The sequence below is a fragment of the Pseudonocardia sp. ICBG601 genome, assembly GCF_020496245.1.
On record NZ_JAHLJA010000148.1, the window covers coordinates 1,743,762 to 1,769,345 of the forward strand.

At 74.9% G+C, this 25,584-nt stretch carries 28 protein-coding genes; 21 read left to right on the top strand and 7 right to left on the bottom strand.

Going from position 1 to position 25,584, the window contains the following annotated elements; genetic code table 11:
- Nucleotides 1-9 precede the first annotated feature (9 nt).
- From fdxA to KPL57_RS37725, 3 genes are all read left to right on the top strand, one after another.
- Nucleotides 10-336, top strand: coding sequence for a ferredoxin (fdxA, locus tag KPL57_RS37715; protein WP_020626080.1), 327 nt, complete (start codon nucleotides 10-12; stop codon nucleotides 334-336).
- Nucleotides 333-1,436, top strand: coding sequence for a succinyldiaminopimelate transaminase (dapC, locus tag KPL57_RS37720; RefSeq protein ID WP_226355297.1), 1,104 nt, complete (start codon nucleotides 333-335; stop codon nucleotides 1,434-1,436). The genes fdxA and dapC overlap by 4 nt, the downstream gene beginning before the upstream one ends.
- A 106-nt stretch (nucleotides 1,437-1,542) precedes the next feature.
- Nucleotides 1,543-2,811, top strand: coding sequence for a CynX/NimT family MFS transporter (locus KPL57_RS37725; RefSeq protein ID WP_226355298.1), 1,269 nt, complete (start codon nucleotides 1,543-1,545; stop codon nucleotides 2,809-2,811).
- Nucleotides 2,812-2,823: 12 nt separating this feature from the next.
- On the opposite strand, the gene KPL57_RS37730 is transcribed toward KPL57_RS37725, so the two are convergent.
- The 3 genes from KPL57_RS37730 to KPL57_RS37740 form a co-directional block, all read right to left on the bottom strand.
- Nucleotides 2,824-3,792, bottom strand: coding sequence for a CHAD domain-containing protein (locus KPL57_RS37730; protein WP_226355299.1), 969 nt, complete (start codon nucleotides 3,790-3,792; stop codon nucleotides 2,824-2,826).
- 63 nt (nucleotides 3,793-3,855) lie between these two features.
- On the bottom strand, nucleotides 3,856-4,791 hold the full coding sequence (gene dapD, locus KPL57_RS37735; protein ID WP_226355300.1) for a 2,3,4,5-tetrahydropyridine-2,6-dicarboxylate N-succinyltransferase: 936 nt from the start codon (nucleotides 4,789-4,791) through the stop codon (nucleotides 3,856-3,858).
- Nucleotides 4,792-4,802: 11 nt separating this feature from the next.
- Nucleotides 4,803-5,507 (bottom strand): helix-turn-helix transcriptional regulator, encoded by a 705-nt coding sequence (locus tag KPL57_RS37740; protein WP_226355301.1) that lies wholly within the window; start codon nucleotides 5,505-5,507, stop codon nucleotides 4,803-4,805.
- A 473-nt stretch (nucleotides 5,508-5,980) separates the two neighbouring features.
- Between KPL57_RS37740 and dapE the strand changes: the two genes are divergently transcribed.
- The 8 genes from dapE (at nucleotide 5,981) to KPL57_RS37780 (ending at nucleotide 11,464) form a co-directional block, all read left to right on the top strand.
- Nucleotides 5,981-7,054, top strand: a complete 1,074-nt coding sequence (dapE, locus tag KPL57_RS37745) for a succinyl-diaminopimelate desuccinylase (RefSeq protein ID WP_226356649.1) — start codon at nucleotides 5,981-5,983, stop codon at nucleotides 7,052-7,054.
- 103 nt (nucleotides 7,055-7,157) lie between these two features.
- Nucleotides 7,158-7,940: a TIGR00730 family Rossman fold protein gene (locus KPL57_RS37750; protein WP_226355302.1), complete on the top strand. Its 783-nt coding sequence runs from the start codon at nucleotides 7,158-7,160 to the stop codon at nucleotides 7,938-7,940.
- A complete protein-coding gene (locus tag KPL57_RS37755; protein WP_226355303.1) occupies nucleotides 7,940-8,536 on the top strand; it encodes a TIGR00730 family Rossman fold protein in 597 nt (198 codons plus the stop codon). The genes KPL57_RS37750 and KPL57_RS37755 overlap by 1 nt, the downstream gene beginning before the upstream one ends.
- Nucleotides 8,537-8,540: 4 nt before the next feature.
- The gene (locus tag KPL57_RS37760) at nucleotides 8,541-9,542 is read left to right on the top strand and encodes a glucosyl-3-phosphoglycerate synthase (protein WP_226355304.1); all 1,002 of its coding nucleotides are present in this window, start codon (nucleotides 8,541-8,543) and stop codon (nucleotides 9,540-9,542) included.
- Between the two features lie 35 nt (nucleotides 9,543-9,577).
- Nucleotides 9,578-9,940, top strand: coding sequence for a DivIVA domain-containing protein (locus KPL57_RS37765; protein WP_226355305.1), 363 nt, complete (start codon nucleotides 9,578-9,580; stop codon nucleotides 9,938-9,940).
- Complete coding sequence (locus tag KPL57_RS37770) at nucleotides 9,915-10,502, top strand: SRPBCC family protein (RefSeq protein WP_308253076.1); 588 nt, start codon at nucleotides 9,915-9,917, stop codon at nucleotides 10,500-10,502. Before KPL57_RS37765 ends, KPL57_RS37770 begins: the two co-directional genes overlap by 26 nt.
- Nucleotides 10,499-11,125 carry a DNA-3-methyladenine glycosylase I gene (locus tag KPL57_RS37775; RefSeq protein WP_226355306.1) on the top strand — a complete coding sequence of 209 codons (627 nt, stop codon included), beginning with the start codon at nucleotides 10,499-10,501 and terminating at the stop codon, nucleotides 11,123-11,125. The genes KPL57_RS37770 and KPL57_RS37775 overlap by 4 nt, the downstream gene beginning before the upstream one ends.
- A 171-nt stretch (nucleotides 11,126-11,296) precedes the next feature.
- Complete coding sequence (locus KPL57_RS37780) at nucleotides 11,297-11,464, top strand: DUF3117 domain-containing protein (protein ID WP_010241564.1); 168 nt, start codon at nucleotides 11,297-11,299, stop codon at nucleotides 11,462-11,464.
- An 82-nt stretch (nucleotides 11,465-11,546) separates the two neighbouring features.
- On the opposite strand, the gene glgA is transcribed toward KPL57_RS37780, so the two are convergent.
- Nucleotides 11,547-12,710, bottom strand: coding sequence for a glycogen synthase (gene glgA / locus KPL57_RS37785; RefSeq protein ID WP_226355307.1), 1,164 nt, complete (start codon nucleotides 12,708-12,710; stop codon nucleotides 11,547-11,549).
- A 137-nt stretch (nucleotides 12,711-12,847) separates the two neighbouring features.
- On the opposite strand from glgA, the gene glgC reads away from it, so the two are divergent.
- On the top strand, nucleotides 12,848-14,083 hold the full coding sequence (gene glgC, locus KPL57_RS37790) for a glucose-1-phosphate adenylyltransferase (protein ID WP_208819300.1): 1,236 nt from the start codon (nucleotides 12,848-12,850) through the stop codon (nucleotides 14,081-14,083).
- A 21-nt stretch (nucleotides 14,084-14,104) separates the two neighbouring features.
- On the opposite strand, the gene KPL57_RS37795 is transcribed toward glgC, so the two are convergent.
- Nucleotides 14,105-14,737, bottom strand: a complete 633-nt coding sequence (locus KPL57_RS37795; RefSeq protein ID WP_226355308.1) for an O-methyltransferase — start codon at nucleotides 14,735-14,737, stop codon at nucleotides 14,105-14,107.
- A 165-nt stretch (nucleotides 14,738-14,902) separates the two neighbouring features.
- On the opposite strand from KPL57_RS37795, the gene sigE reads away from it, so the two are divergent.
- The 4 genes from sigE to tatB all read left to right on the top strand — a co-directional run bounded on the left by sigE (nucleotide 14,903) and on the right by tatB (nucleotide 18,350).
- Nucleotides 14,903-15,544, top strand: coding sequence for an RNA polymerase sigma factor SigE (gene sigE, locus KPL57_RS37800; protein ID WP_062400471.1), 642 nt, complete (start codon nucleotides 14,903-14,905; stop codon nucleotides 15,542-15,544).
- Nucleotides 15,541-16,191: an anti-sigma factor gene (locus KPL57_RS37805; RefSeq protein WP_226355309.1), complete on the top strand. Its 651-nt coding sequence runs from the start codon at nucleotides 15,541-15,543 to the stop codon at nucleotides 16,189-16,191. Before sigE ends, KPL57_RS37805 begins: the two co-directional genes overlap by 4 nt.
- 119 nt (nucleotides 16,192-16,310) lie before the next feature.
- Nucleotides 16,311-17,888, top strand: a complete 1,578-nt coding sequence (locus KPL57_RS37810; RefSeq protein WP_226355310.1) for a S1C family serine protease — start codon at nucleotides 16,311-16,313, stop codon at nucleotides 17,886-17,888.
- A gap of 18 nt (nucleotides 17,889-17,906) precedes the next feature.
- The gene (gene tatB, locus KPL57_RS37815) at nucleotides 17,907-18,350 is read left to right on the top strand and encodes a Sec-independent protein translocase protein TatB (RefSeq protein ID WP_226355311.1); all 444 of its coding nucleotides are present in this window, start codon (nucleotides 17,907-17,909) and stop codon (nucleotides 18,348-18,350) included.
- Nucleotides 18,351-18,425: 75 nt separating this feature from the next.
- Here tatB and KPL57_RS37820 read toward each other — a convergent pair whose 3' ends face one another.
- Complete coding sequence (locus tag KPL57_RS37820; protein WP_226355312.1) at nucleotides 18,426-19,829, bottom strand: amidase; 1,404 nt, start codon at nucleotides 19,827-19,829, stop codon at nucleotides 18,426-18,428.
- A 5-nt stretch (nucleotides 19,830-19,834) separates the two neighbouring features.
- On the bottom strand, nucleotides 19,835-20,821 hold the full coding sequence (locus KPL57_RS37825) for a D-2-hydroxyacid dehydrogenase (RefSeq protein WP_226355313.1): 987 nt from the start codon (nucleotides 20,819-20,821) through the stop codon (nucleotides 19,835-19,837).
- Between the two features lie 96 nt (nucleotides 20,822-20,917).
- On the opposite strand from KPL57_RS37825, the gene KPL57_RS37830 reads away from it, so the two are divergent.
- The 5 genes from KPL57_RS37830 to KPL57_RS37850 all read left to right on the top strand — a co-directional run bounded on the left by KPL57_RS37830 (nucleotide 20,918) and on the right by KPL57_RS37850 (nucleotide 25,533).
- Nucleotides 20,918-21,415 carry a DUF3830 family protein gene (locus KPL57_RS37830; RefSeq protein ID WP_226355314.1) on the top strand — a complete coding sequence of 166 codons (498 nt, stop codon included), beginning with the start codon at nucleotides 20,918-20,920 and terminating at the stop codon, nucleotides 21,413-21,415.
- Nucleotides 21,416-21,455: 40 nt separating this feature from the next.
- Nucleotides 21,456-22,184, top strand: coding sequence for a maleate cis-trans isomerase (locus KPL57_RS37835; RefSeq protein ID WP_226355315.1), 729 nt, complete (start codon nucleotides 21,456-21,458; stop codon nucleotides 22,182-22,184).
- Between the two features lie 9 nt (nucleotides 22,185-22,193).
- Nucleotides 22,194-22,865, top strand: coding sequence for a GntR family transcriptional regulator (locus tag KPL57_RS37840; RefSeq protein WP_255656450.1), 672 nt, complete (start codon nucleotides 22,194-22,196; stop codon nucleotides 22,863-22,865).
- 63 nt (nucleotides 22,866-22,928) lie between these two features.
- Entirely contained in the window at nucleotides 22,929-23,858 is a 930-nt protein-coding gene (locus KPL57_RS37845; RefSeq protein ID WP_226355317.1) for an AEC family transporter, read from the top strand.
- Between the two features lie 418 nt (nucleotides 23,859-24,276).
- Nucleotides 24,277-25,533: an aspartate aminotransferase family protein gene (locus KPL57_RS37850; RefSeq protein ID WP_208819275.1), complete on the top strand. Its 1,257-nt coding sequence runs from the start codon at nucleotides 24,277-24,279 to the stop codon at nucleotides 25,531-25,533.
- The last annotated feature ends 51 nt before the right edge of the window (nucleotides 25,534-25,584 follow it).

The window sequence follows — 25,584 nt, forward strand, 5'->3', positions numbered from 1 at the left end:
ACCACCGAAGTGACCTACGTGATCGCCGAACCCTGCGTCGACCTGCTCGACAAGGCGTGTATCGAGGAATGCCCGGTGGACTGCATCTACGAGGGTGGACGGATGCTCTACATCCACCCCGACGAGTGCGTCGACTGCGGGGCCTGCGAGCCGGTCTGCCCCGTCGAGGCCATCTACTACGAGGACGACGTCCCCGACCAGTGGGCCGCCTACACCAAGGCCAATGTGGACTTCTTCGACGAGCTGGGCTCGCCCGGCGGCGCCTCGAAGCTCGGCAAGGTCGACCGTGACGTGGAGCCGGCGAAGAGCCTGCCCCCGCAGGAACACGACGAGTGAGCAGGCTCGACCTCCCCGATTTCCCCTGGGACTCGCTGACCGGTGCGCGTGAGCGCGCGGCGGCGCACCCGGACGGCATCGTCGACCTGTCGGTCGGCACCCCGGTGGACCCGGTCCCCGGAGTGCTGCGCGACGCGTTGGCCGGGCCGGCCGCCGCCGAGCCCGGCTACCCGACGACGCACGGCCCGGCGTCGCTGCGCGAGGCGGTCGTCGCCTCGTTGCAGCGGCGCTTCGGCGTGTCCGGGGTGGATCCGGCCGCGGTGGTGCCCACGATCGGCTCCAAGGAGCTGGTCGCGTGGCTGCCGACGCTGCTGGGCCTCGGCGCGGGCGACACCGTCGTCATCCCGGAGCTCGCGTACCCGACCTACGAGGTCGGGGCACGGCTGGCGGGGGCCGGGTACGTCCGCTCCGACGGCCTCACCGCCGCCGGTCCGGCCCGGGTCCGGCTGGTGTGGCTGAACTCGCCGTCGAACCCGACCGGGCGGGTCCTGCCGGTCGAGCACCTGCGCAAGGTCGTGACCTGGGCACGGGAGCGGGGCGCCGTCGTCGCCTCCGACGAGTGCTACCTCGGCCTGCCCGGCGACGCCGACCCGGCGCCGCGGTCGGTGCTGCACCCCGACGTCTGCGACGGCGACACCACCGGGCTGCTGGCGGTCCACTCGCTGTCGAAGGTGTCGAACCTGGCCGGGTACCGCGCCGGGTTCGTCGCGGGGGACCCGGCGCTGGTGTCGGGGCTGCTGGAGGTCCGCAAGCACGCCGGCATGATCGTGCCGCGCCCGGTGCAGGCCGCGCTGGAGGCGGCCGTCTCCGACGACGCCCACGTCGCCGAGCAGTCCGCCCGCTACGACGCCCGTCGTACCCGTCTGCGGGCCGGGCTGGAGAAGGCCGGGCTGACGATCGAGCACTCGCAGGCCGGGCTCTACCTGTGGGCGAGCGCGGACGAGCCGTGCCGCGAGACCGTGGACCGGCTCGCCGGCCTGGGGATCCTCGTCGCTCCCGGCGAGTTCTACGGTCCCGCGGGCGCCCGGCACGTCCGGGTCGGGCTGACCGCGCCGGACGAGCGGATCGACGCCGCGGTCGAGCGGCTCGGCGCGGCCTGAACCCCACGGTCGTTGCGATGAGCAAGTACCCCGGGAGAGGATCGGCCCGGTAGCGACGACGCCGGCCCAGCGATCCGGTGGACCCGGCAGGCGAAGGAGCCGTCGAATGCAGGCACCGCGTCCCGGCGGTCCGGGTGCGCCCCGTGACGCCGGGCCCGAGGCCCCCGCGGCCCGGTCCCGGCCGGTCGTCCGGCCCGCGCTGGTCCTGCTCGGGGTGCTCGCGCTCGCGGTCAACCTGCGGGCCGGGCTCGCCGGGTACCCGCCGCTGCTGGAGACCGCGCGGGCCGACCTCGGGATCGGGGCGGGCGCGGCCGGGCTGGTGCAGGCCGGTGCGGTGCTGATGATGTCGGCGGGCTCGTTCGGTGCCGCCGCCGTCGCCGCCCGGGTCGGTCGTGAGCGGCTGCTCGGTGTCGCCGTCGCGACGATCGGGGTGGGCAGCCTGCTGCGGTCGGTCGTGGCGCTGCCCGCGCTCGTCGGCGGCTCGGTGCTGGTCGGGCTCGGCATCGGGGTGTCCGGGGTGCTGCTCACCGGGGTGGTGAAGGAGCACCTGGCCGAGCGGGCGGGCGCGGTGACCGGCGCCTACGTCGTCTCGATGATGATCGGCGCGACGGTCGCCTCCGCCGTCGCGGTGCCCCTGGCCGTCGCCCTGGGCGGTTGGTCCTTCTCACTCGCGGTGTGGGCCGTGCCCGCGGTGCTCGCCGTCGCGGTGTGGGCGCCGGTCGCGAGCCGCATCGGTCACGCCCGTCCGGACCCCGCGGGCGCTCCGGGAGCGGCCGACGACGGCCCGTCGGTCGCGGAGGAGGTCCGGGTCCGCCACGACCCGTTCGCCCGCCGCATCGCCTGCTACCTGGCGGGCTCGTCGACGATCTTCTACGGCTGGCTGACCTGGCTGTCCCCGTTCTACGAATCGCAGGGCTGGTCACCGCAGGCGGCCGGGCTGCTCCTCGCGGCGTGGAGCATCGCCCAGATCCCCGCGGCCCTGCTGTTCCCGGCCGCGGCCGAGCGACGACGCCGGTGGAGGTTCTGGGCGGCGCTGACCGTGGTCAGCTCGGCCGCCGGGACGCTCGGGGCGCTGCTGGCCCCCGCACCGGGGACGCTGCTGCCGTGGCTGTGGGCGGTCCTGATCGGCATCGGCGTCGGCGCCGGGTTCCCGCTGGGGCTGACGGTGATCGCGTGGCGGACGCCGACCCCGGCCCGCAGCGCCGCCGTGAGCGGCTTCGGACTCGGGATCGGCTACTTCTCGGCCGGGATCGGGCCGCTGGTGATGGGCGTGGTCATCGACTCCGCCGGGTTCCCGCCCGCGATCGGGCTGCTCCTGATCGGCGCTGTGCTGCAGGGCGTCGCCGTGATCCGGATCGGGGACCGCCCGCGCTGAGCGGGCGCCGTCTCAGAGAGCCTCGGCCTGCTCGGCCAGGTGCTCCCACGCGGCCCACCACTGGTCGCGCAGCGCCTCGGCGCGGGCCCGCTCGCGCTCGACCAGCCGGCCGCCGACGAAGACCTCGTGGGCGTCGGGGCCGGGGCCCAGCTCGTCGAGCAGGGCGCGGATGCGGTGCTCGGCGACGCAGGCGTCCTGGTGGTCGCCCAGGACCTCCTGCAGCCCGGCGGCGGCCTTGAGCATCCGGCGGACCTGGCGGGCGTCGTCGGTGCGGGACCCGTCCGCGTCGCGCATCGCCGGTTCGACGAGCTCACCGGTGTAGCGCAGCCGCTTGGTGCGGATCCGCAGGTCGTGCAGGGTCATGTCCGGCGGGTTCGGCCCGGCCCGGCGCACCGCCTTGACGAGCTTGCGGGTCTCGGCCCGGACCAGCTCGATCAGCTCGGGGCGGGCGACCTCCTCCGGCGGCTCCGGCAGCGGAGCGGAGACTGCCTCGACCAGCGAGCGACGCAGTGCCGCGTGCCGGTCGGAGTCGAGCTCGTCGAGCATCTCGGCCCGCGCACCGACCCGCTCGGCCTCCAGCACCGCGACCAGCCGCTCACCGGCGGCCAGCTCGGCCGACGGCAGGGTGGCCACCTCACCGCGGAGGCGGTCGATCATCACGTCGAGGTCGCGCACGGGGCCGAGCGCCCGGCCGAGCCGGCCGAGCTCGGCCCGCAGCAGGTCCGCCCAGGTGTGGTCGAGCAGGGGGCGGGCGGCCTTGAGCGCCGCCCGCATCCGCCGCACGGAGACCCGCATCTGGTGCAGGTCCTCGATCTCGGACCCGTCGCGCACACCGGGCTCGTGCCGCAGCATCGCGCGCAGCCGCTTGTCCAGCAGCGCGCGGACGTGCGCCACCGCCGGGTCCTGCGGTCCCGCGGTCAGCGGCTCACCGAGGTCCGCGGCGCCGTAGAGGTTCCCCGGAGGCTGCGCAGCCCCGTCCATACCCACCATGTCCCTGCCGTCCTGCTTCTGTGGGTCGTTCCGCCGCGAACCGCTGCCGGGCCGTCAGTTGGCGTGCAGCGCGGCGTTGAGGGCGATGCCGTCGCCGGTGCGGGCCAGCGCCTCGACCGCGCCGGACACGGAGTTGCGGCGCAGCAGCAGCCCGTTCTGGCCGGACAGCTCGCGCGCCGCGGTGGTGCTGCCGTCGGGCAGCGTGACCTTGGTGCCCGCGGTGAGGTAGAGACCGGCCTCGACCACGCAGTCGTCGCCGAGGGAGATGCCCAGGCCCGCATTCGCGCCGAGCAGGCAGCGGCGGCCGATCGAGATGACCTCCTTGCCGCCACCGGACAGCGTCCCCATGATCGAGGCGCCGCCGCCCACGTCCGAGCCGTCCCCGACGACGACACCGGCGGAGATCCGGCCCTCGACCATCGACGCGCCGAGGGTGCCGGCGTTGAAGTTGACGAAGCCCTCGTGCATGACGGTCGTGCCCTCGGCGAGGTGCGCGCCGAGCCGGACGCGGTCGGCGTCACCGACGCGGACGCCGGCGGGGATCACGTAGTCGACCATCCGCGGGAACTTGTCGACGTGGGTGACGGTCACCGGGCCGCGGCCGCGCAGCTTCGCCCGGGTGAGCTCGAACCCGGGCACCGGGCACGGGCCGTGGTTGGTCCAGACGACGTTGGTGAGCAGCCCGAACTGGCCCTCGAGGTTCACCTGGTGCGGCTGGACGAGGCGGTGGCTGAGCAGGTGCAGCCTCAGGTAGACGTCGGCGGCGTCGGCGGGCGCGTCGGCCAGCGAGGCGATCTCGGTGCGCACGACCTCGGTGCGGACCCCACGCAGCTCGTCGGTCCCGACGAGGGGCGCCAGGTCGACGGCGTCGTCGGACGTGCCCCCGGCCAGCACCGGCGCCGGGTACCAGACGTCGAGGACGGTGCCGTCGGTCGTGACCGTGGCCAGGCCGGTTCCGGAAGCGCCTTCGCGGCGGTACTCGGTGCTCACGGGCCCCGAACCTACCGTCCCGCCGTCGCCCACGGCGCGCCGCGGTGGGTGCGCCGGGACACGTCCTCATGATCGGCTGCCCGTACCGAGAGCAGCAGGGCCGCGGCCTGCAGATAGCGGAGCACCGCGGTCGGCGCGAACGGCGGCGGTAGTGGGTCGGGCAGCCGCCCGCACGCCCGGCACCGGGCCTGCATCACCATCCAGTGCTCGATGGTCGGCGGTGGCGGCACGGTGCGGAACTGCGCGACCCGCACCTCCCACACGCTGCGCCGACGCATCGCGTCGCGCAGCGGCCGATCCCGGTGGAACGTCTCCGGCGGTCGGGCGCAGCCGTACCGGTCGCCCCACCACTCGCCGGGCAGCGGGTCGAGGATCACGTCCAGATGCGACGGGAACCTGCGCCCCGCCCCGTCCCGCAGGTCACCCGGCGGGTCCTCCATCGGCGGCACCCGCCGGTTCTCCGCGTCGACGACGACCAGCCGCAGCCCCGCGACCGACAGGATCGCGGCCAGCGTGTCCAGCGCCGGCGCGAGCGACCGGCTCTCGATCCGGGCGATCGTCGAGGGCGCCAGCCCCGTCCGTTCCGCGAGCTCCCGCTGCGACAGGTCCGCGCTGCGCCGCACCCGCCGGACCAGGCCGGACAGATCCGGGACGACGACGTCGACAGGCGCCGGCGGCGGCTCCGCGGGCAACCGGTCGCCCTCGATGATGTCCATGCACCGACCCTGCGTCCGCGAGCCCGGAATGCACCGGTGACCTGCGAACCTGTGGACAACTCGCACACTTGTGGACACCCGGGCCGTCGCCGGTGCCGGTGATGATCGAGACGGCGGGCCCGCGGCCCGAGCGGCCGTCCGGGAGGTGGCCGTCCGTGCGTCGCTTTGCTCTGCTCACCGATACGCAGCGGGGAGGCCCGGGGACGCCCCCAGGAGGCGAACGGAGCCCGTTCAGGCCCCGACCCTGCCCGGTTCCGGGGCCGACGGGAGGGGCGTGAGAAGTGCCTGTGGGCCCGTGCTGCGTATCGGTGAGCAGAGCAAAGCGACGACCAAGGAGCCACCCCCGGCGCCGCGGCACCGGGCCGGGACGTCGATCCGGCGCCACGGGGGCGGTCCGGGGTGCCCGGGAACGGCCGGGTCGCGGGGGAGGAGCGCCCGGGCGGGTCGGTAGCGTCGGGCCGGTGACGATGACGCTGCCCGCGCTGGACCTCACGTCCGACCCGGTGACCCTGACCGCCGCGATGGTCGACATCGCCAGTGTGTCCGGGGACGAGCGGCGCCTCGCCGACGCGCTCGAGGCCGCGCTGCGGACCCAGGCACCGCACCTGGAGGTGCTGCGGTCCGGTGACGCGGTGCTCGCGCGCACCGATCTGGGGCGTCCGCACCGCGTGCTGCTGGCCGGGCACATCGACACCGTGCCGATCGCGGACAACGTGCCGTCGCGCCGCGCCGACGGGATCGTGCACGGCTGCGGCACCTCGGACATGAAGTCCGGCGACGCCGTCTTCGCGCACCTCGCGGCCACGCTGGCCGAGCCGCGCCACGACCTCACCCTGGTCTTCTACGACTGCGAGGAGATCGAGGCGGAGCGCAACGGGCTCGGCCGCATCGAGCGCGAGCACCGGGATTGGCTCGACGCCGACCTCGCGATCCTCGGCGAGCCCACCGACGGCACCCTCGAGGCCGGCTGCCAGGGCACCCTCCGCGTCGAGCTGCGGACCTCGGGACGACGCTCGCACTCGGCGCGGTCGTGGCTGGGGGACAACGCGATCCACCGGGCCGGGGAGATCCTGTCGCGGCTGGCGGCGTACCGGCCGCGGTGGGTGGACATCGACGGCTGCGAGTACCGCGAGGGTCTGCAGGCCGTGCGGATCGGCGGCGGGGTCGCGGGCAACGTCGTCCCCGACGAGTGCGTCGTCACCGTGAACTTCCGGTTCGCCCCGGACCGGTCCGCCGAGCAGGCCGTCGAGCACGTCCGGGAGGTGTTCGACGGGTTCCCGCTCGTCGTCACCGACCTCTCGCCGGGTGCGCTGCCGGGCCTGTCCGCGCCGGCGGCCGCGGAGTTCGTCGCCGCGACCGGGGCCGTGCCGCGGGCGAAGTACGGCTGGACCGACGTCTCCCGCTTCGCCGCGCTGGGTATCCCGGCGGTCAACTACGGGCCCGGCGACCCGAACCTCGCCCACACCCGCGAGGAGCACGTCGCCGAGGACGCGATCACCGCCTGCACCGCGGTGCTGCGCCGCTACCTCGCGGGCCACCCCGCCTGACCGGAGCCGGCCGGCCGGGCCCGCGCCGACGACAGCGCCGACGACAGCGGCGACGACCCCACCGGCGGGGCCGGGTCGTCGCCGCCCGAATACCGTGATCGCCATGGCCGACGAGAACGCCGATCCCCGGACGCTGCACGAGAAGCAGCCCGAGAAGCAGCGTGGCCCGGTGGTGCTGCGCGGCGAACGCAGCATCGAGCCGACCACCACCGACCAGCGGCTGCTCGACTCGCGTGGCCCGGCCGACTGGGTGCACACCGACCCGTGGCGGGTGCTGCGGATCCAGGCCGAGTTCGTCGAGGGGTTCGGGATGCTCGCCGAGCTCCCGCGCGCGGCGACCGTGTTCGGCTCGGCCCGCACGCAGGGCGGCTCCCCGGAGTACGAGCTGGGCCGCGAGCTCGGGGCGCGGCTCGCCGGAGCCGGGTTCGCCGTGATCACCGGGGGCGGCCCGGGCGCGATGGAGGCCGCGAACCGCGGTGCCTCCGAGGCGGGCGGGCTCTCGGTCGGGCTCGGCATCGAGCTGCCGTTCGAGCAGGGCCTGAACCCGTGGGTCGACCTCGGGATCAACTTCCGCTACTTCTTCGCCCGCAAGACGATGTTCGTGAAGTACTCGCAGGCGTTCGTCTGCCTGCCCGGCGGGTTCGGCACGCTCGACGAGCTGTTCGAGGCGCTCGTCCTGGTGCAGACCAAGAAGGTCACCAAGTTCCCGGTCGTCCTGCTCGGCAGCGACTACTGGGGCGGCCTCTACGACTGGATCGCCAAGACCGTCCTCGCCGACGGCAAGATCGGCGAGAAGGACCTCGACCTGCTGCACGTCACCGACGACATCGACGACGCCGTCGACGTGGTCAACGAGGCCTACCACGCCTGGGAGGAGACGCACTGATGGCCGGTCCGGAGCCCGGGTTCGCCGTCTGCGTCTACTGCGCCAGCTCCGACGGCGTCGCCCCGCACTACCTCGACCTCGCCCGGGAGGTCGGCCGTGCGGTCGCCGCCCGCGGCTGGACGCTGGTGTCCGGCGGGGGCCGCAAGTCGATGATGGGTGCGGTCGCGGCCGGCGCCCGGGACGCCGGCGGCCGCACCGTCGGGGTCATCCCGCGGTCCATGGTCGAGCGCGAGTGGGCCGACCACGACAGCGACGAGCTGCTCGTCGTCGAGAGCATGCGCGAGCGCAAGCAGCAGATGGAGGACCGCGCCGACGCGTTCCTCGCGCTGCCCGGCGGCATCGGGACCTGCGAGGAGCTGTTCGAGGTCTGGACGGCCGGGTCGCTCGGCCTGCACGGCAAGCCGGTCGTGCTGCTCGACCCCGACGGCCACTGGGACGGCCTCGTCGACTGGGTCGCCGGCCTCGCCGACCGCGGGTTCGCCTCGCGGGCCCCGATCGAGCGGCTGCGCCAGGTCCGCGGCGACGACTCCGCTCCGGCCGACCCCGCCGGGCTGGCCGGCGCGGCGCTCGACGAGTGCGCCCGTCCGCTCACCTGAGCCCGTGACCCTCTCCGCCCGGCTCGCCGCCCGCAAGGACGGCCGTCGCATCGCCGTCGTCCTGCCCGCCCTGGACGAGGAGGCGACGGTCGGTCCGCTCGTCGCGGGGCTGACCCGGCTGTGCGAGGGCCCGTCCCCGCTGGTCGACGACCTCGTCGTCCTCGACTCCGGGAGCACCGACCGCACCGCGGAGTACGCCGCCGCGGCCGGGGCACGGGTGCTCGGCCGCGAGCGGGCGGTGCCCGGTGTCCCGGTGCTGCCGGGCAAGGGCGAGGCGATGTGGCGCGCCGTCGTCGCCCTGGGGAACGGGCCGCGCCCGGCCGACCTGGTCTGCTTCGTCGACGCCGACCTCGTCGACCCGCACCCCGAGCTCGTCGAACGGCTCCTCGCGCCGCTGCTCACCCGGCCCGGGACCGCGCTGGTCAAGGGCTACCACCGGCGCCCGCTCACCGGCCCCGGTGGTGCCGGCGGTCCCGACGACGCGAGCGGGCACGAGGGCGGCCGCGTCACCGAGCTGCTCGCCCGCCCCCTGCTCGCCGCGCTCCGCCCCGGGCTGCGGCACGTCCGCCAGCCCATCGGGGGCGAGTACGCCGCCACCCGCGAGCTGCTCGACCGGCTCCCGTTCGCGACCGGCTACGGCGTCGACATCGGCCTGCTGCTCGACACCGACGCCGACACCGTCGTCGGCGGGACCGCGGCCATCGCGCAGGCCGACCTCGGTGTGCGCCGGCACCGCAACCGCCCGCTGCACGAGCTCGGCCGCACCTCCCGCGAGGTCCTCGCCACGGCCCTGGCCCGCTGCGGGGTCGAGGACTCCGGCGCCGGGCTCACCGCGTTCCTCCCCGACGACGTCCTCCCCGGCCACGTCCGCACCGGCAACGGCGCGGAGACGGGATGGCGCACCGAGACCCGTCCGCTGCGCCAGGTGGACCGGCCCCCACCAGGCCGGGTGCGCGACGGAGGGTCCGCCGAGCCGGTGGTCGCACCCGCCGCCCGCGTGGGGTGAGACCCGCCGTCGGACCGGCGTGATGAGATGGCGGCATGGGGACCGCCCTCGCGTACGTGCTCGTCCTGGCCGGCGTCGCCGCGCTGGTCTTCGTGTTGGCGGCCGCGGTCTTCGGCCGCGGGGAGGAACTCGCCCCGCTCGCCCCGGACGCGACACCCACCCGGCTGCCCGCCCGCGATGTCTCCGGAACCGACGTCCGTGACCTGCGTTTCCAGCAGGTGCTGCGCGGATACCGGATGGCTGAGGTGGACTGGGCACTCGACCGGCTGGCCGGCGAGCTGGACCGGGTCCGGACCGACCGGCACGAGCTGGCCGACCGGGTGGCCCGGTTGGAGGCGACGATCGCGCGGATGCGCGCCGAGGAGGACCCGGGTGACGAGCAACGACTGCAGTGGTGACGGCGGTACCGCAGGCAGGAGCGGCGACGGCCGCGACGGCGGGGTCGGCGACCGCACCCCGGGCGTGCGGCCGGTCGGTGGCGGCCGGGTGGAGCTGACGGTCCCGGTCGACGTCAACGTGCCCGCCGACGTCCTGTGGGAGGTCGTCTCCGACCTCGAGGGCCAGTCGGACTGGATGCTCGGCACGACCGTCGAGATCACCGCGGGCGACGGCCGCTCGGTCGGCACCGAGCTGCGCGCGGTCACCGGGGTCGGGCCGCTCGGCGTCGCGGACACGATGCGGGTCACCGAGTGGACCGAACCGCCAGCCGGTGCGACGGGGGAGCGGCGGATCGTCGTCACCCACACCGGCACCGTGATCCGCGGCGACGGCGTGTTCGCCGTCGTCGGGCTGGGCCCGGCGCGGTCGCGGTTCCTGTGGACCGAGCTGCTCGACCTGCCGCTCGGTGCGCTCGGTCGGTTCGGCTGGCCGCTGGTGCGCCCCGCGTTCCGGGCCGGGGTCGCGCACTCGCTGCGCGGGATGGCGGAGCGGACCGAGGACCGCTACCGGGCCGGCCGGTGACATCGCCCGCCCCCGCGGCCCACGACGACCGCCCCCGCTGCGACTGGGCGCTCTCGGCACCGGACTACGTCGCCTACCACGACGACGAGTGGGGCCGCCCCGTCCACGGCACCGCGGCCTGGTTCGAGCGCATGAGCCTGGAGGGGTTCCAGTCCGGCCTGTCCTGGATCGTCGTGCTGCGCAAGCGTCCGGCGTTCCGCGAGGTCTTCGCCGGCTTCGACCCGGACACGGTCGCCCGCTTCGGCGACGACGACGTGACCCGCCTCCTCGGCGACGCCCGGATCGTGCGCAACCGGATGAAGATCGAGGCCACGATCTCCAACGCCCGCGCCGTGCTCGACCTCCTCGACGCCGGTGACGACCTCGGTGCGTTCCTCGCCTCCTACGCGCCCGACCCGGCCGACCACCCGCGCCCGGCACGGCTGTCCGACGTCCCCGGCTCCACGCCCGCGTCGACGGCGCTGTCCATGGCGCTCAAGAAGCGCGGCTTCCGGTTCGTCGGTCCCACCACCTGCTATGCGCTCATGCAGGCGACCGGTCTGGTCGACGACCACGTCGCGTACTGCTGGCGTGCCGGGGCCGCCCCGGAGGACCCGCGGGGGACCGGACCGGGGTCGCCGTAGCGTCGCCGGGCCGTTGCGCTGCGTGAACGCCGCGGGTATCGCTGCCGAGCCGTGATCGCCTCGGTTGCACCTCGACGCCGGTGATGGGGGACAATGTGGTCCCACGGTCGGCGCGTGCCCCGAGCGCGCACCGGGGAACGACAGTTGTGGATGTTGACGGAGGACGGACGAATGGCCGCGATGAAGCCCCGCACCGGCGACGGGCCCATGGAAGTCACCAAGGAGGGCCGGGGCATCGTGATGCGCGTCCCGCTCGAGGGTGGCGGGCGTCTCGTCGTCGAGATGACCCCGGACGAGGCCACCGACCTCAGTGAGGCGCTGAAGTCGACCGTCGGCTGACGGCCGACCGAACGGACACGACACGGCGGGGCCGGGGGACCGGTCCCGCCGTCGTCGTACCCGGGGGGCCCGGCGACGGGCCTCAGGTCACCGACTCGTAGATCTCCAGCGTCCGCCGGGCCATCTCGGCCCAGGCGAACTCGGCGACCGCGCGCTCCCGGCCCCGCTCGCCCATCGTCGCGGCCCGCCGCGGGTCCGCGACCAGTGCGTTGACCCCCTCCGCCAGCGCCGCCTCGAACGCGGCGGTGTCGGCCGGGTCGTAGTGCGCGAGCAGGCCGGTCACGCCGTCGTCGACGACCTCCGGGATCCCGCCGACGTCGGAGGCGACCACGGCCGTGCCGCAGGCCATCGCCTCCAGGTTCACGATGCCCAGCGGCTCGTAGACCGACGGGCACACGAACACCGTCGCCGCCGACAGCAGCTGGCGGACCTCGGCGGTGGCGAGCATCCGCTGGATCCACACGACGCCGTCGCGCGAGGCGGACAGCTCCGCCACCGCCCGCTCGGTCTCGGCCGCGATCTCCTTCGTGTCCGGGGCGCCCGCACACAGCACGACCTGCGCCGACGGGTCGAACCGGTGCGCCGCCGCGACCAGGTGCCCGAGGCCCTTCTGCCGGGTGATCCGGCCGACGAACACCACGAGCGGCCGGTCCGGGTCGACGCCGTGGGCGAGCAGCGCGTCGCGCGCCGGGTCGGGCGCGTAGAACTGCGTGTCGATGCCGTTGTGCACCACGTGCACCAGGTCCGGGTCGATCGCCGGGTAGGCGTTCAGCACGTCGCGGCGCATGCCGTGGGAGACCGCGATGACGGCGTCCGCCGCCTCGTAGGCGGTCCGCTCCACCCACGACGACAGCCGGTACCCGCCGCCGAGCTGCTCGGCCTTCCACGGCCGCAGCGGCTCCAGCGAGTGCGCGGTCACCACGTGCGGGCGTCCGTGCAGCAGGCCGCCGATGTGGCCCGCCATGTTGGCGTACCAGGTGTGGGAGTGCAGCACGTCACAGCGCTCCAGCTCGGCGGCCATCGACAGGTCCACCCCGAGCGTGGTCAGCGCGGCGTTCGCCCCGTCCGGCAGCGGCGGCGCGGAGTGCGCGCGGGCGTCGGCCGGTGTGTCGCTGCCCGGTTCGGCGAAGCAGTGCACGTCGACGTCGACGAGCTCCCGTAGGGCGGGGACGAGATGTCCCACGTGGACTCCGGCGCCGCCGTAGACGGCGGGCGGGTATTCACGGGTGAGAAGGCCGACGCGCACGGGCCGGGACGCTACCGGGGCGGGCGGACGCGGCGCGAGGAGTCCGCCGGGCGGTCGCTGCGTCCGATCCGGTCCGACCCTGCCCGGCGGGGCCGGACGTATGGCCCCGCCACCGGGCGCCCACTAGTGTTCACGCCATGCGACCGACCGCGTCCGGACGTCTTCCCGGAAGGGTTCTCGGCATCGTGCTGGCCGGTGGCGAGGGGAAGCGGCTCTGGCCGCTCACCGCGGACCGTGCCAAGCCCGCCGTCCCGTTCGGTGGCAACTACCGGCTCATCGACTTCGTGCTGTCCAACCTCGTGAACTGCGGGATGGACCGGCTGTGCGTGCTGACCCAGTACAAGTCGCACTCGCTGGACCGGCACATCTCGACGACGTGGCGGCTGTCGTCGGTGCTCGACCAGTACATCACCACCGTCCCGGCCCAGCAGCGGCTCGGCAGGCGCTGGTACACCGGCTCGGCGGACGCGATCTTCCAGAGCCTCAACCTGGTCTACGACGACCAGCCCGAGTACATCGCCGTGTTCGGCGCCGACCACGTCTACCGGATGGACCCGGCGCAGATGATCGCCCAGCACGCCGAGTCCGGCGCGGGCGTCACCGTCGCGGGGATCCGGGTGCCGCGGGCCGAGGCGAAGGCGTTCGGCTGCATCGCCTCCGACGAGACCGGCCGCATCACCGAGTTCCTCGAGAAGCCGTCCGACCCGCCGCACGTGCCGGACGACCCCGAGGTGACCTTCGCCTCGATGGGCAACTACGTGTTCACCACCGAGGCCCTGCTCGACGCGCTGAAGGCCGACGCGGCGAACGCCGACTCCGACCACGACATGGGCGGGGACATCATCCCGGCGCTGGTCGCCAAGGGTGACGCGCACGTCTACGACTTCGCCGACAACGTCGTCCCCGGCGCCACCGAGCGCGACGCCGGCTACTGGCGCGACGTCGGGACCATCGACGCCTACTACGACGCGCACACCGACCTCGTCTCGGTGCACCCGATCTTCAACCTCTACAACCAGCGCTGGCCGATCCGCACCGCGGTGCCCGCGCTGCCGCCGGCGAAGTTCGTCGAGGGCGGCATCGCGCAGGACTCGATCGTCGGCGCGGGCACGATCATCTCCGGGGCGATCGTGCGCCGGTCGGTGATCAGCCCGAACGTGTCGGTGTCGGGCGGCGCGGAGGTTTCGGACTCGGTCGTGCTGCCGGGTGCCCGGATCGGCCGGGGCGCGGTGGTGCGGCGGGCGATCCTCGACAAGAACGTCGTCGTCCCCGACGGCGCACTGATCGGCGTCGACCTGAACCTGGACCGCAGCCGCTACACCGTCTCCAACGGCGGCGTCGTCGTCCTGGGCAAGGGCGTCACCGCGCAGTAGCGCTCACCCGGGGTGCCGAGGTCACCTGCGGACGGCGCAGAGCATCCCGTCCGCGACCGGCAGCAGCGCCGACAGCAGGCGCTCGTCGTCGCGGACCAGGGCGGCGGTCTCGCGCAGCGCGGCCGTGCCCGGGCCGTGCGCGGCACCGGGCTCGGCGACCCGGCCGCCGTCGAGCACACCCTCCAGCACCAGCACCCCGCCGGGGCGCAGCAGCCGGATCGCCTCGGCCAGGTAGCCGGGGTACTCGGCGGGGACGGCGTCGGCGACGACGAGGTCGTAGCCGCCGTCGGTCAGCCGCGGCAGCACCTCCAGCGCCATCCCGTTGATCAGCCGCGCGCGCCCGGGCCCGTACCCGGCGGCGAGGAAGGTGCGCCGGGCCGAGCGCTGCAGCTCCGGGTCGACGTCGATGGTGGTCAGCGTCCCGTCGCCGGCCATGCCGCGCAGCAGGTAAAGCCCGCTCACCCCGGCCCCGGTCCCGATCTCGACGACGGCCCGCGCGGAGATCGTCGCGGCCAGCACCGACAGCGCCGCCCCGCCCGCCGCGGAGATGGGGTGCGCGCCCGCCGCCGTGCCCAGTGCGCGGGCCTCGCCGCACGCGTCGTCCTCGGCGAGGTAGCCCTCGGCGTACGCGGCCGCCCCCGCGGGTGTGCTCATGGAACAAGATTATCGCCGGAGCCCCGCGGGACGATTTCACAGACTTCTCTCAGACGGGTTTCACATCCTCCTCATGGGTGGCGGGCAGTCTGTGCTGCAACGAACGAAGTCTCGCGGCCGATCGACACCACGACACGGTCGCGACCCACGGAGGTGCCCGCCCCGATGTCCGCCCCTCGCGCAACCGACGACGCCCCGTTCCGGGACGCCGCCGCCGGTACCCGCCCCGGTGAGGGTGCCGACTGGACGCCGCCCACCTGGGACGAGGTCGTCCGGGAGCACGCCGACCGCGTCTACCGCCTCGCCTACCGCCTGTCCGGCAACCAGCACGACGCCGAGGACCTCACCCAGGAGACCTTCATCCGGGTGTTCCGGTCCCTGGCGTCCTACAAGCCGGGCACCTTCGAGGGCTGGCTGCACCGCATCACCACGAACCTGTTCCTCGACATGGTCCGCCGCCGCGCCCGGCTGCGGATGGAGGGCCTGCCCGAGGACACCGACCGTCTCCCGGGCGGTGGTCCCGAGCCCGAGACCGTGTTCGCAATCAACCACCTCGACCCGCACCTGCAGGCCGCGCTGGACGAGCTGCCCCCGGACTTCCGGGTCGCCGTCGTCCTGTGCGACGTCGAGGGCCTGTCCTACGAGGAGATCGGCGCCACCCTCGGGGTGAAGCTCGGCACCGTCCGCAGCCGCATCCACCGGGGCCGGACCGCGCTGCGGGCGTCGCTGGAGCGGCACCGGGCGGCCGCGGCGGAGGAGCAGGCGGTGGCATCCGACCGCGGTCCGGTGGCAGAGTTGGTTCCGTGACCGAGCGACGGCGTTTCCAGGTCGTCCCCCCGGACTGGGGGACGACCCACCTGACGCTCGAGGCGGTCGTCGCCTTTGTGGACGACGAGCTGGCCGCCGGTCCGCACGACCGCGCCACCCGCCACCTCGAGCGTTGCCCCGACTGCGCGGTGGAGGTCGCCGAGCAGCGGCGGGCCCGCACCGCACTGCGCGGTGCCGACGCCCCCACGCTGCCGCCGTCGCTGATGTCGACGCTGCGCGCGATCCCGCAGGACACCGAGCTGCCCCCGCCGCCGGCGGGCCTGTCGCTCACCCCGGACGGCCAGCTCGTGTCGGTGCTGCGCCCGGCGCCGGTCGAGGGCGACCACGGCCGTCGCGCCAGCCGGTCGCGACGGGTGCGTCTGGGCACCGGCGCCGCCGTGTCCGGGCTGGCGCTCGGCGCGCTCGCGTTCGGTCTGCCCGCCGCCACGACCGGCACCCCGACCGGGCCGACCGTGCCCGGCCCGGGTGCCGCGGCCGTCGCCCGGTTCGCGGCCACCCCGGTGCCCGCCTCGTCGCGGCGGACGGCCCTCCCGGCCGCCACCACGGTGGGCTCGACCGGGGCGCCGCTGTCGCCGACGACCTCGGCCACGCCGACCGGTGACGCCGACATCTCCCCGACGCCCTGACGCGTCACCGATACACCGACTTCACCGCCCGCCGGGCAGGCTGTGCGGGTGTACTGGGTGGACGCCGTGCCGGCTGATCGATCGTCGGGAGCAGTCTCCCCGGGCTCCGGGGTGACCCGGTGAGCGATGACCGCGGCGCCCGCCCGGACGGCGCGGCCGACCCGGAGGCCCCCGGCTCCGCCCCGCCGCGGCTGCGCCCCCGCCCGCTGGACCGCCCCGCGACCGACCCCGGCGAACAGGCCGCGTTCGGCCGCCCGGACGGCGTCGGCAGCTCGTTCGCGCCGCCGTCGTCGCACCTCGGGTCGAACGGGTCGCTGCCGACGGTGCCCCCGCCGACCGCCGCGGTCGCCCGCGCATTCGGCCGCCCGGACCGTGCCCCGGACGGCGACCCCGCCGGTGGTCTGCAGCGTCCGCCCGGTGCCTCGGGCGACGCGCTGCGCGGGGGTGAGCAGAGCGCCGAGCAGGACCCGTTCTGGCCCGGCGGCTCGACCGGCGACCCGTGGCGCGACCCGGGCACGCCGGTCGTCGCCGCCCCACCCCCCGGCGACGGCGACGACCCCGGTGAGGGGCCCCGGCCCGACGGCCCCCGGCTCAGCGTCCGCGAGGTCCTGTTCGGCAAGCGGGTGCAGCCGCGCGCGTTGGCGCTGCTCGGTGTGCTCGCCCTCGTCGTCGGTGCGGCGGGCGGCCTGGTCGGGCACTGGACCGCCGCCGCGGCGGGCGCCCTGACCAGCCCCGGAGCGGTGCTGAGCGCGACCGAGCCCGCCCGGGAACGGCCGCCCGGCTCGGTGTCGGAGGTCGCCTCGCGGGTGCTGCCCGCGGTCGTCTCACTGGAGGTGACCGTCGGCAACCAGGCGGGCAACGGCTCCGGCGTCGTGATCGACGCCGCGGGCTACGTGCTCACCAACGACCACGTCGTCGCGCCGGCGACCGGACCCGGCCAGGGCACCATCGAGGCCCTGTTCTCCGACGGCTCCCGCGTCCCGGCCACCGTGGTCGGCGCGGACCCGATGACCGACCTCGCGGTGGTCAAGGTGCCCGTCGCGAACCCGACGGTCGCCGCGATCGGCCGCTCCGGCGAGCTCGCCGTCGGCGACGCGGTGATCGCGATCGGGTCGCCGTTCGGCCTGGCGGGCACGGTGACGACGGGGATCGTGTCGGCCGTCGACCGCCCGGTGCGGCTCGACCCCGAGGGCAGCGCGGGCGACGCGGTGATCGACGCCGTGCAGACCGACGCCGCGATCAACCCCGGCAACTCCGGCGGCCCGCTGGTGGACGCGACCGGCGCCGTCGTCGGCATCAACACCGCGATCCGCAGCGCGGGCAGCGCCGAGTCCGGGGCGCAGGGCGGCTCGATCGGCCTGGGCTTCGCCATCCCGATCGACGACGCCCGCGCCATCGCCGAGGAGCTCATCCGCACCGGCCGCGTGGCGCACGCCGACCTCGGTGTCAACGCCCGCTCGGTCACCGACGGCGCCACCGACGGCGCCCAGGTGCAGAACGTCGTCGCCGGGGGACCGGCGGCCGCGGCCGGGATCGCCGACGGCGACGTCGTCGTCGACGTCGCCGGGCGCCCCATCGCCAGTGCCGACGAGCTCGTCGTCGCCGTCCGCGAACACGCCCCCGGCGAGCAGGTCCCGGTCGGTCTCGTCCGTCAGGGACGACCGCTCACCGTGACCGTCACACTCGGGCAGCGCTGAGACCCGTACGCTGGCGCTGTGTTCGAGAACATCGGCATGCCGGAGATCCTCGTCCTGGTCGTGGCGGGGCTCTTCATCCTGGGCCCGGAACGGCTGCCCGAGGCCGCGGCCTGGGTCGGTCGCGCGGTCCGCCAGGTCAAGGAGTTCGCGAGCGGCGCCCAGAACCACCTGAAGAAGGAGCTGGGCCCGGAGTTCGACCAGATCCAGCAGCCGCTCAACGACCTGCGCAGCCTGCGCTCGCTCAACCCGCGGACCGCGATCACCCGGAGCCTGTTCTCCGACGACTTCTCCACCCCGCCGGTCAAGCCCAACGGGTTCGCCCCGGGCCCGGCCGGCAGCGCGGCCGCGGCCGGCGCCGCCGCGCTGGGCGGGGCCGCGGCGAGCACCCCGCCCCCGGTCCGTGCGCCGCAGCCGCCGCTGGCCGCGGACGAGCGTCCCCCGGTGGACCCCGACGCGACCTGACCCGGCCCCTCCTCCGTACGACGACGGCGCCGCACCCGAGCCGGGTGCGGCGCCGTCGTCGTACGCGGAGGAGGGTCAGCCCAGCAGCGGCGGGCGGCGCAGGTGGTGCGTGGTCGCGCGCTGGTAGGCGTGCGCGGCGGCCAGCACCGTGGCGTCGGCGTGCCGCGGCCCGACGACCTGCAGCCCCACCGGCAGCCCGGCGGAGGTGAAGCCGCACGGCACCGAGGTCGCGGGCTGCTGGGTCATGTTGAACGGGTAGGTGAACGGCGTCCACGACGTCCAGCGCGGGTCGTGCCAGCCCTCGGGCACCTCCCGGCCGCCCTCGAACGCGGTGATCGGCAGCGTCGGGGTGAGCAGCAGGTCGTACTCGGAGTGGAAGGCGCCCATCAGCGTCCCCAGCTCGTTGCGCACGGCCATCGCGCCCAGGTAGTCCAGCGCCGAGACCCCGGCGCCCTGCTCGGCGATCTCCACCAGTGCCGGGTCCATGGCCTTCCGGGCCTCGGCGCCGATCGGCTCCAGGGACTTCGCGGCCGCGGCGAACCAGAGCGTGTGGAACGGCTCGATCGGATCGGCGAAACCGGGGTCGGCGTTCTCGACGGTCGCGCCGAGCTCGCGGGCGAACACCGCGACCGCCTCGGCGACCAGCGCCGCCACCTCCGGGTCGACGTCGACGAACCCGAGGGTGGGGGAGAACGCGACCCGCAGGCCCTGCGCGCCCGCGGCGAGCCGCTCGACGGCGGACTCGCGGGGCACGTCGAACACCCACGGGTCGCGGGTGTCGGGCTGGGCGACGACGTCGTGGAGCAGCGCGGCGTCGTCGACGGTGCGGGTCATCGGGCCGACGTGGGCCAGCGTCCCGAACGCCGAGCCCGGGTAGTGCGCGATGCGGCCGTAGGTGGGCTTGTGCGCGACGGTGCCCGTGAACGCGGCCGGGATGCGGACCGATCCGCCCGCGTCGGTGCCCAGCGACAGCGGGCCCATCCCCAGCCCGACCGCCGACGCCGAGCCACCGGACGAGCCGCCGGCCGTCCTCGTCGGGTCCCACGGGTTGGTGGTGACGCCGGTCAGCGGCGAGTCGGTCACGCCCTTCCACGCCAGCTCGGGCGTGGTGTTCTTCCCGATCAGCACCGCACCCGCGGCGCGGACCCTGGCCACCGGCGGGCCGTCGACCTCGAACGGCCCGTCCGGTGAGGTCGTCGTCGAGCCGCGGCGAGTGGGCCACCCGATCGTCAGGAGCATGTCCTTGATGGAGGTGGGGACGCCGTCGAGCGGCCCGACCGGCTCCCCGGCCTGCCAGCGCGCCTCGGAGTCCTTCGCCTGCGACAGCGCCGAGTCGGCGTCGACCAGGCAGAACGCGTTCACCGCGCCGTCGTGGGCTTCGATCCGGTCCAGCGCGTCCCGGGTGGCCTGCACCGGCGAGATCTCGCCGCTGCGGTAGCCCGCCAGCAGCTCGGTCGCGCTGAGGTCTGCAGTCGTCACAGCAGTCACACCTTTCCTGCGGATGAGCTCACGTACCCGCGTTCGGGGTCCACCACGTTGCGCAGCTCCCGGCCGTCCCGGAAGCGCGCGAGGTTGTCGGCGAACAGCTCGACGAGCATGTCCTTCCAGCCGACGACGTCACCGGACATGTGCGGGGAGAGGAGCACGTGCTCCATCGCCCACAGCGGCGAGGTCGCGGGCAGCGGCTCGACCTCGAACACGTCCAGCGCGGCGCCGGCGAGCCGCCCGGTCGCGAGCGCGTCGGTCAGGTCGTCCTGCACGACGAGCGCACCCCGGCCGACGTTGACGACCCGCGCCCGCTCGGGCAGCAGGGCGATCGTCCCGGCGTGCAGCATCCCGCGGGTCGCGTCGGTCAGCGGGGCGGCGAGCACCAGGTGGTCGGTGTCGGGCAGCAGGCCGGGCAGCTCGTCGAAGGCGTGCACGCCGTCGGCGGCGCGTCGGCCGACCAGCCGCACTCGCATCCCGACCGCGCCCAGCAGGTCGGCGACGGCGCGCCCGATCGGCCCGCTCCCGACGACCGTCGCGACCTTCCCGGCGACGGTCTCGGTCTCGCGGTGGCGCCAGGTCCGCTCCCGCTGCAACGCGAGCGAGCGGGCGGTGTCCTTGGCGAACGCGATCACCGCGCCGAGCACGAACTCGGCGATCGGGCGGTCGAACACCCCGCGCGAGTTCGTCAGCGTCGCACCCGAGGCGAGCAGGGCGGGGAAGGCGACCCGGTCGACGCCGGCGCTGGCGGTGTGCACCCAGCGCAGCGCGGAGGTGTCGGTGGCGTCCCAGACGTCCTTGACGGCGTCGGAGGTGAAGTCCCAGGTGAGCAGCACGTCGCTGCCGGGCAGTACGGCGGCGAGCTCGCCGGCGTCGGCGGCGAAGCGGAGACGTGCGTCACCGGCGTGCCGCTCGAGGCCGGGCGGGGTCTCCCCGCCGTGCAGCACGGCGACGGTGATGGGGTCCTGACCAGCGGAAACCGGCAACGGGAGATCCTGTCGGTAGGGAGGTCGGGCGGCGTTGACACGCTAGGAAGCGCACCTACGATTGTCAACAATCCGCGTATCGGACAGGGGGATCGGATGACGAAGCTGATCAGGATCGAGCTCGCGAAGCGTGGTGTCGCGTGCACCGCGAGGCTGCTGGAGGCCGAGGCGCCGCGCACCGCCGCGGCGGTCTGGGAGGCGCTGGCCGGCGGCCCGCAGGGTGGCGACGCGCAGCACGCCAAGTACGCCCGCAACGAGGTCTACACGATCGTCCCGCGGTTCGGCCCGCGGATCGGGCAGGAGAACCCGACGGTCACGCCCATCCCGGGCGACGTCTGCTACTTCGACTTCCACGGCGGGATGCTCGACAGCGCGTTCAAGGACGACCAGGGCATCGACGCCGCCGAGGGCGGGATCGACCTCGCGATCTTCTACGGGCGCAACAACCTGCTGCTCAACGGCGACGTCGGCTGGGTGCCGGGCAACGTGTTCGCCACCATCGTCGACGGGCTCGACGCGATGGCGACCGCCTGTCACGACGTGTGGCGCGCGGGCAGCGTGGGGGAGCGGCTCGTCTACTCGCGGGCGTCGTGACCCTTGCGGTGACCCCGGCCTCTGTAGGATTGTCGACAACATGAGCACGGTCGGATTCCTCTACCCGGGCTTCTCCGCCGAGGACGACTACCCGCGCGCCGAGAAGCTGCTGACCGACGGCAGCCGGCTCGCCCTCGTCCACACCGAGATGCCCGAGGACGCCCACCGCGAGGACGCGCTGCTCGCCATCGGCGGCGACGAGGTCCTCGCCGACGGCGCGCGCCGGGTCGCCGCGGAGGCGGGCCCGCTGGACGCGGTCGTCTGGGCCTGCACCTCGGGGTCGTTCATCTTCGGCCCCGAGGGCGCCGCCCGGCAGGTCGCGGCGCTGGAAAGGGTGTCGGGGGTGCCGACGTCGAGCACGTCGTTCGCCTTCGTCGACGCCTGCCGGCGGCTCGGGATCCGCTCGGTGGCGGTCGGGGCGACCTACCCGCCGGACGTCGCCGGCGCCTTCGTGCACTTCCTGACCCACCACGACATCTCCGTGCACGCGCTGTCCGCCCGCGACATCATCACCGCCGCCGAGGTCGGGACGTTGCCGCCGGAGACCGTGCTGGAGTTCGCCGCCGCGGTGGCCTCGGACGCCCCTGGCGCCGACGCGGTGCTGCTGCCCGACACCGCGCTGCACACCGTGGACGTGCTCGACGCGCTGGACGCACGCGTGGGCAGGCCGGTGCTGACCGCGAACCAGGTGAGCATCTGGCAGGGCCTGCGTCTGGCCGGGGCCGACGTCGACCGTCCCGGCCTGGGGACACTGTTCCGGAGAGGGTGAGTCGTGGGCCTGGACGTCTCGGAGCTCGAGCCGGTGAGCCGGCGCTCCACCGCGGAGATCGTCGCCGACCGGATCCGTGCGGCGATCATGCGAGGCACGTTCGCGCCGGGCACCCAGCTCGGCGAGGTGGACCTCGCGAACCGGCTGGGGGTGAGCCGCGGCCCGCTGCGCGAGGCGATGCAGCGCCTCGTCGCCGAGGGGCTGCTGCGCAGCGAACGCCACCGCGGCCTGTTCGTGCGCGAGCTCGGGCCCGACGACGTCCGTGACGTCTACCTGGCCCGCACCGCCGTCGAGCGGGCCGCGGCGCTCAAGGTGCTGGAGGGTGACCGGGCGGCCGCCGTCGTCGCGCTGGAGATCCCGCTCGGGGTGATGGCCGCCGCGGCCGATGCGGGCGACGCCGTGGCCCTCGCCGACGCCGACCACGACTTCCACGCCGCGCTCGTCGCCGCGTCGGGGAGCCCACGGCTGCGCCGGATGACCGAGGGTCTGCTCGTCGAGACCCGGATGTGTCTCGCCGCGTTCCAGCAGACCGCCCCGCCCGCCCGGGCGCTGCTCGCCGAGCACGAACGGCTGCGCGACGCCCTGCGCGACGGCCGCACCGAGCTGCTGCTCGACCGGCTGGCCGCCCACATGGACGACGCCGTCACCCGCATCCTCGCCGCGATGCCCGGGGCGGCCTGAGCGCCTGTGAACCGCACCGCCGGACACCCCGGGGACTAGTTCGCATACGTAACATGACGGCACGTGGTGGGCGTCCTCGAAGGTTTCCTGGTCATCGGCGTCGTCGTGGTCGTCGGGTACGTCCTCGGCCGCGGAGGCCTGCTCGGTGACCAGGGCTCGAAGGTCCTCGCACGCACCGCCTTCTTCGTCGCGACGCCCGCGCTGCTGTTCACGACGCTCAGCCGTTCGGACGTCGGCGCCGTCCTGTCCTCGGGGCTGGTCGTCACCGCGCTCACCAGCACCCTGGCCTGCCTGCTGTTCGTGCCGGTCGCGCTGCTGCGCCGCCGCCCGGCCGGCGAGGTCGTCGTCGGGTCGATGGCGTCCGGCTACGTCAACGCGGGCAACCTCGGCATCCCGATCGCGGCCTACGTGCTCGGCGACTCCGCCGCCGTCGCCCCGGTGCTGCTGTTCCAGCTCGCGATCCTGACCCCGCTGTTCACGACCCTGATGGACGTCCTCCCCGGCGACGGCCGCGGCGAGCGCCCCGGGTGGGTCCGGGTCGCACTCGCCCCGCTGCGCAACCCGATCGCGATCGCCACCGCCGCCGGGCTGACCGTCTCCGCGACGGGCGTCGTGCTGCCGCAGCCGGTGACCGCCCCGGTCGAGCTGCTCGCCGACCTCGCGGTGCCCGCCATGCTGCTCGCGTTCGGCATCTCCCTGCACGGCGCCCGCCGCCCCGGGACGGGGGAGACCGCGGGCTCGGTGTGGACCGCCGTGCTGATCAAGAACGTGCTGCACCCGCTGATCGCCTGGGCCTTCGCCGCGGGGGTGCTCGGCCTGACCGGCCCGGCGCTGCTCGCCGCGGTGGTGCTGGCCGCCCTGCCCACCGCGCAGAACGTGTTCGGCTACGCCGTGCGCTACGACCGCGCCGTCCCGCTGGCCCGCGACGTGGCGCTGGCCTCGACCGTCGTCGCCGTCCCGGTGCTGCTGGTGATCGCCGCCCTGCTGACCTGACCAGCGCCTTCCTCGTCGCGACGTCCGGCACGAGGGGGTCCTTCGCTCGTCCCTTTGCTCTGCTCACCGATACGCAGCGCCGGCCCCACACCGGCCCCGCGCCGGCGCCGGGAGGCTCCACGGCGCGCCGGCCACCCGCGTCGCGCCTGCGCCGAGATGCAGCCCACCGGGCGGTGGAGATCGACAACTCCCGCTGAGCTGCATCTCGACGCCGCCGACGGCTGTCCGGCCGGCCGCGCGGGCCCGTCCGGGGCCTCGGCGCCGGGGCGGTCCGGGCGCGTGCTGCGTATCGGTGAGCAGAGCAAAGGCGGGCCCGACCGACCCTTGCCCGGACCCACCCGCCCGTGTTTCCCTAGGATTGTCGACAACTCGACAACCCGAGACGCACCACCCTCGACGCATCAGGAGCTGCGAACCCATGGCACAGCTGTCCCCGCTGCTCAAGCAGGCCACCCCGGTCCAGGCCGCCCGCGGTGAGGGCGTCTACCTGTACGACACCGACGGGCGCCGCCACCTCGACTTCACCGCCGGCATCGGCGTCACCTCCACCGGGCACTGCCACCCGACGGTCGTCGCGGCGGCGCAGGAGCAGGTGGCCACGCTGATCCACGGCCAGTACACGACCGTCATGCACCAGCCGCTGCTGACGCTGGTCGAGCGGATGGGCGACGTGCTGCCCGAGGGCATCGACTCGGTGTTCTTCACCAACTCCGGCTCCGAGGCCGTCGAGGCGTCGGTGCGGCTGGCCCGCCAGGCCACCGGTCGGCAGCTGATCGTCGCGTTCGACGGCGGCTTCCACGGCCGCACCATGGGTGCCGCGGCGCTCACCACCTCCGGGGCGAAGATCCGGGCCGGGATCGCCCCGATGATGGGCGGGGTCGCGTTCGCGCCCTTCCCCTACGCCTACCGCTACGGCTGGTCCGAGGAGCAGGCCGTCGCGTTCGCCCTGTCCGAGCTCGACCGGCAGCTGGCGAGCACCGCGCCGGCGTCCGACGTCGCCGCGTTCATCGTCGAGCCGGTGCTCGGCGAGGGCGGCTACGTCCCGACCCCGCCCGCGTTCCTGCACGGGCTGCGCGAGCGCGCCGACCGGCACGGCATCCTGCTGATCGCCGACGAGGTCCAGACCGGCTACGGCCGTACCGGGAAGTTCTGGGGCCACCAGCACGCCGAGGGCCTCACCCCGGACATCATCGTCACCGCCAAGGGGCTCGCGTCCGGGTTCCCGCTCTCGGCCATCGCCGCGCCGAAGGCCCTCATGGAGAAGGCGTGGCCCGGCTCGCAGGGCGGCACCTACGGCGGCAACGCCGTCGCCTGCGCCGCCGCGCTCGCCACGCTCGAGGTCGTGCAGGGCGAGGGCCTGGTCGAGAACGCCCGCGTGCAGGGCGAGAAGCTCCTCGCCGGCGTCCGGGACGCCGCGCAGGGCATCGCCGCCATCGGCGACGTCCGCGGCCGGGGCCTGATGGTCGGCATCGAGTTCGTCGACGCCGACGGCAAGCCCGACGGCGCCACCGCCGCGAAGGTGCACGCCGCGGCCGCCGCGCAGGGCCTGCTCCTGCTGACCTGCGGCGTGTACGGCAACGTCGTCCGGATGATCCCGGCGCTCGTCGTGACCGCCGAGCAGGTCGACGAGGGCCTGGCGCTCTGGACCAAGGCGCTGAACGACGCGCTGTCCTGAGATCCGCCCCGGGGGAACGGACGAGGCCCCGCACACCGGCCGGTGTGCGGG

Excerpts from the sequence above, each read along its gene's own strand:
- KPL57_RS37780 (WP_010241564.1), top strand. The coding sequence starts at position 11,297 with ATGGCCGCGATGAAGCCCCGCACCGGCGACGGGCCCATGGAAGTCACC.
- KPL57_RS37740 (WP_226355301.1), bottom strand. The coding sequence starts at position 5,507 with ATGGACATCATCGAGGGCGACCGGTTGCCCGCGGAGCCGCCGCCGGCG.
- KPL57_RS37725 (WP_226355298.1), top strand. The coding sequence starts at position 1,543 with ATGCAGGCACCGCGTCCCGGCGGTCCGGGTGCGCCCCGTGACGCCGGG.
- KPL57_RS37850 (WP_208819275.1), top strand. The coding sequence starts at position 24,277 with ATGGCACAGCTGTCCCCGCTGCTCAAGCAGGCCACCCCGGTCCAGGCC.
- KPL57_RS37730 (WP_226355299.1), bottom strand. The coding sequence starts at position 3,792 with ATGGACGGGGCTGCGCAGCCTCCGGGGAACCTCTACGGCGCCGCGGAC.
- KPL57_RS37755 (WP_226355303.1), top strand. The coding sequence starts at position 7,940 with ATGGCCGGTCCGGAGCCCGGGTTCGCCGTCTGCGTCTACTGCGCCAGC.
- sigE (WP_062400471.1), top strand. The coding sequence starts at position 14,903 with ATGTCCGCCCCTCGCGCAACCGACGACGCCCCGTTCCGGGACGCCGCC.
- KPL57_RS37835 (WP_226355315.1), top strand. The coding sequence starts at position 21,456 with ATGAGCACGGTCGGATTCCTCTACCCGGGCTTCTCCGCCGAGGACGAC.
- KPL57_RS37795 (WP_226355308.1), bottom strand. The coding sequence starts at position 14,737 with ATGAGCACACCCGCGGGGGCGGCCGCGTACGCCGAGGGCTACCTCGCC.
- KPL57_RS37765 (WP_226355305.1), top strand. The coding sequence starts at position 9,578 with ATGGGGACCGCCCTCGCGTACGTGCTCGTCCTGGCCGGCGTCGCCGCG.
- KPL57_RS37830 (WP_226355314.1), top strand. The coding sequence starts at position 20,918 with ATGACGAAGCTGATCAGGATCGAGCTCGCGAAGCGTGGTGTCGCGTGC.
- glgC (WP_208819300.1), top strand. The coding sequence starts at position 12,848 with ATGCGACCGACCGCGTCCGGACGTCTTCCCGGAAGGGTTCTCGGCATC.
- KPL57_RS37750 (WP_226355302.1), top strand. The coding sequence starts at position 7,158 with ATGGCCGACGAGAACGCCGATCCCCGGACGCTGCACGAGAAGCAGCCC.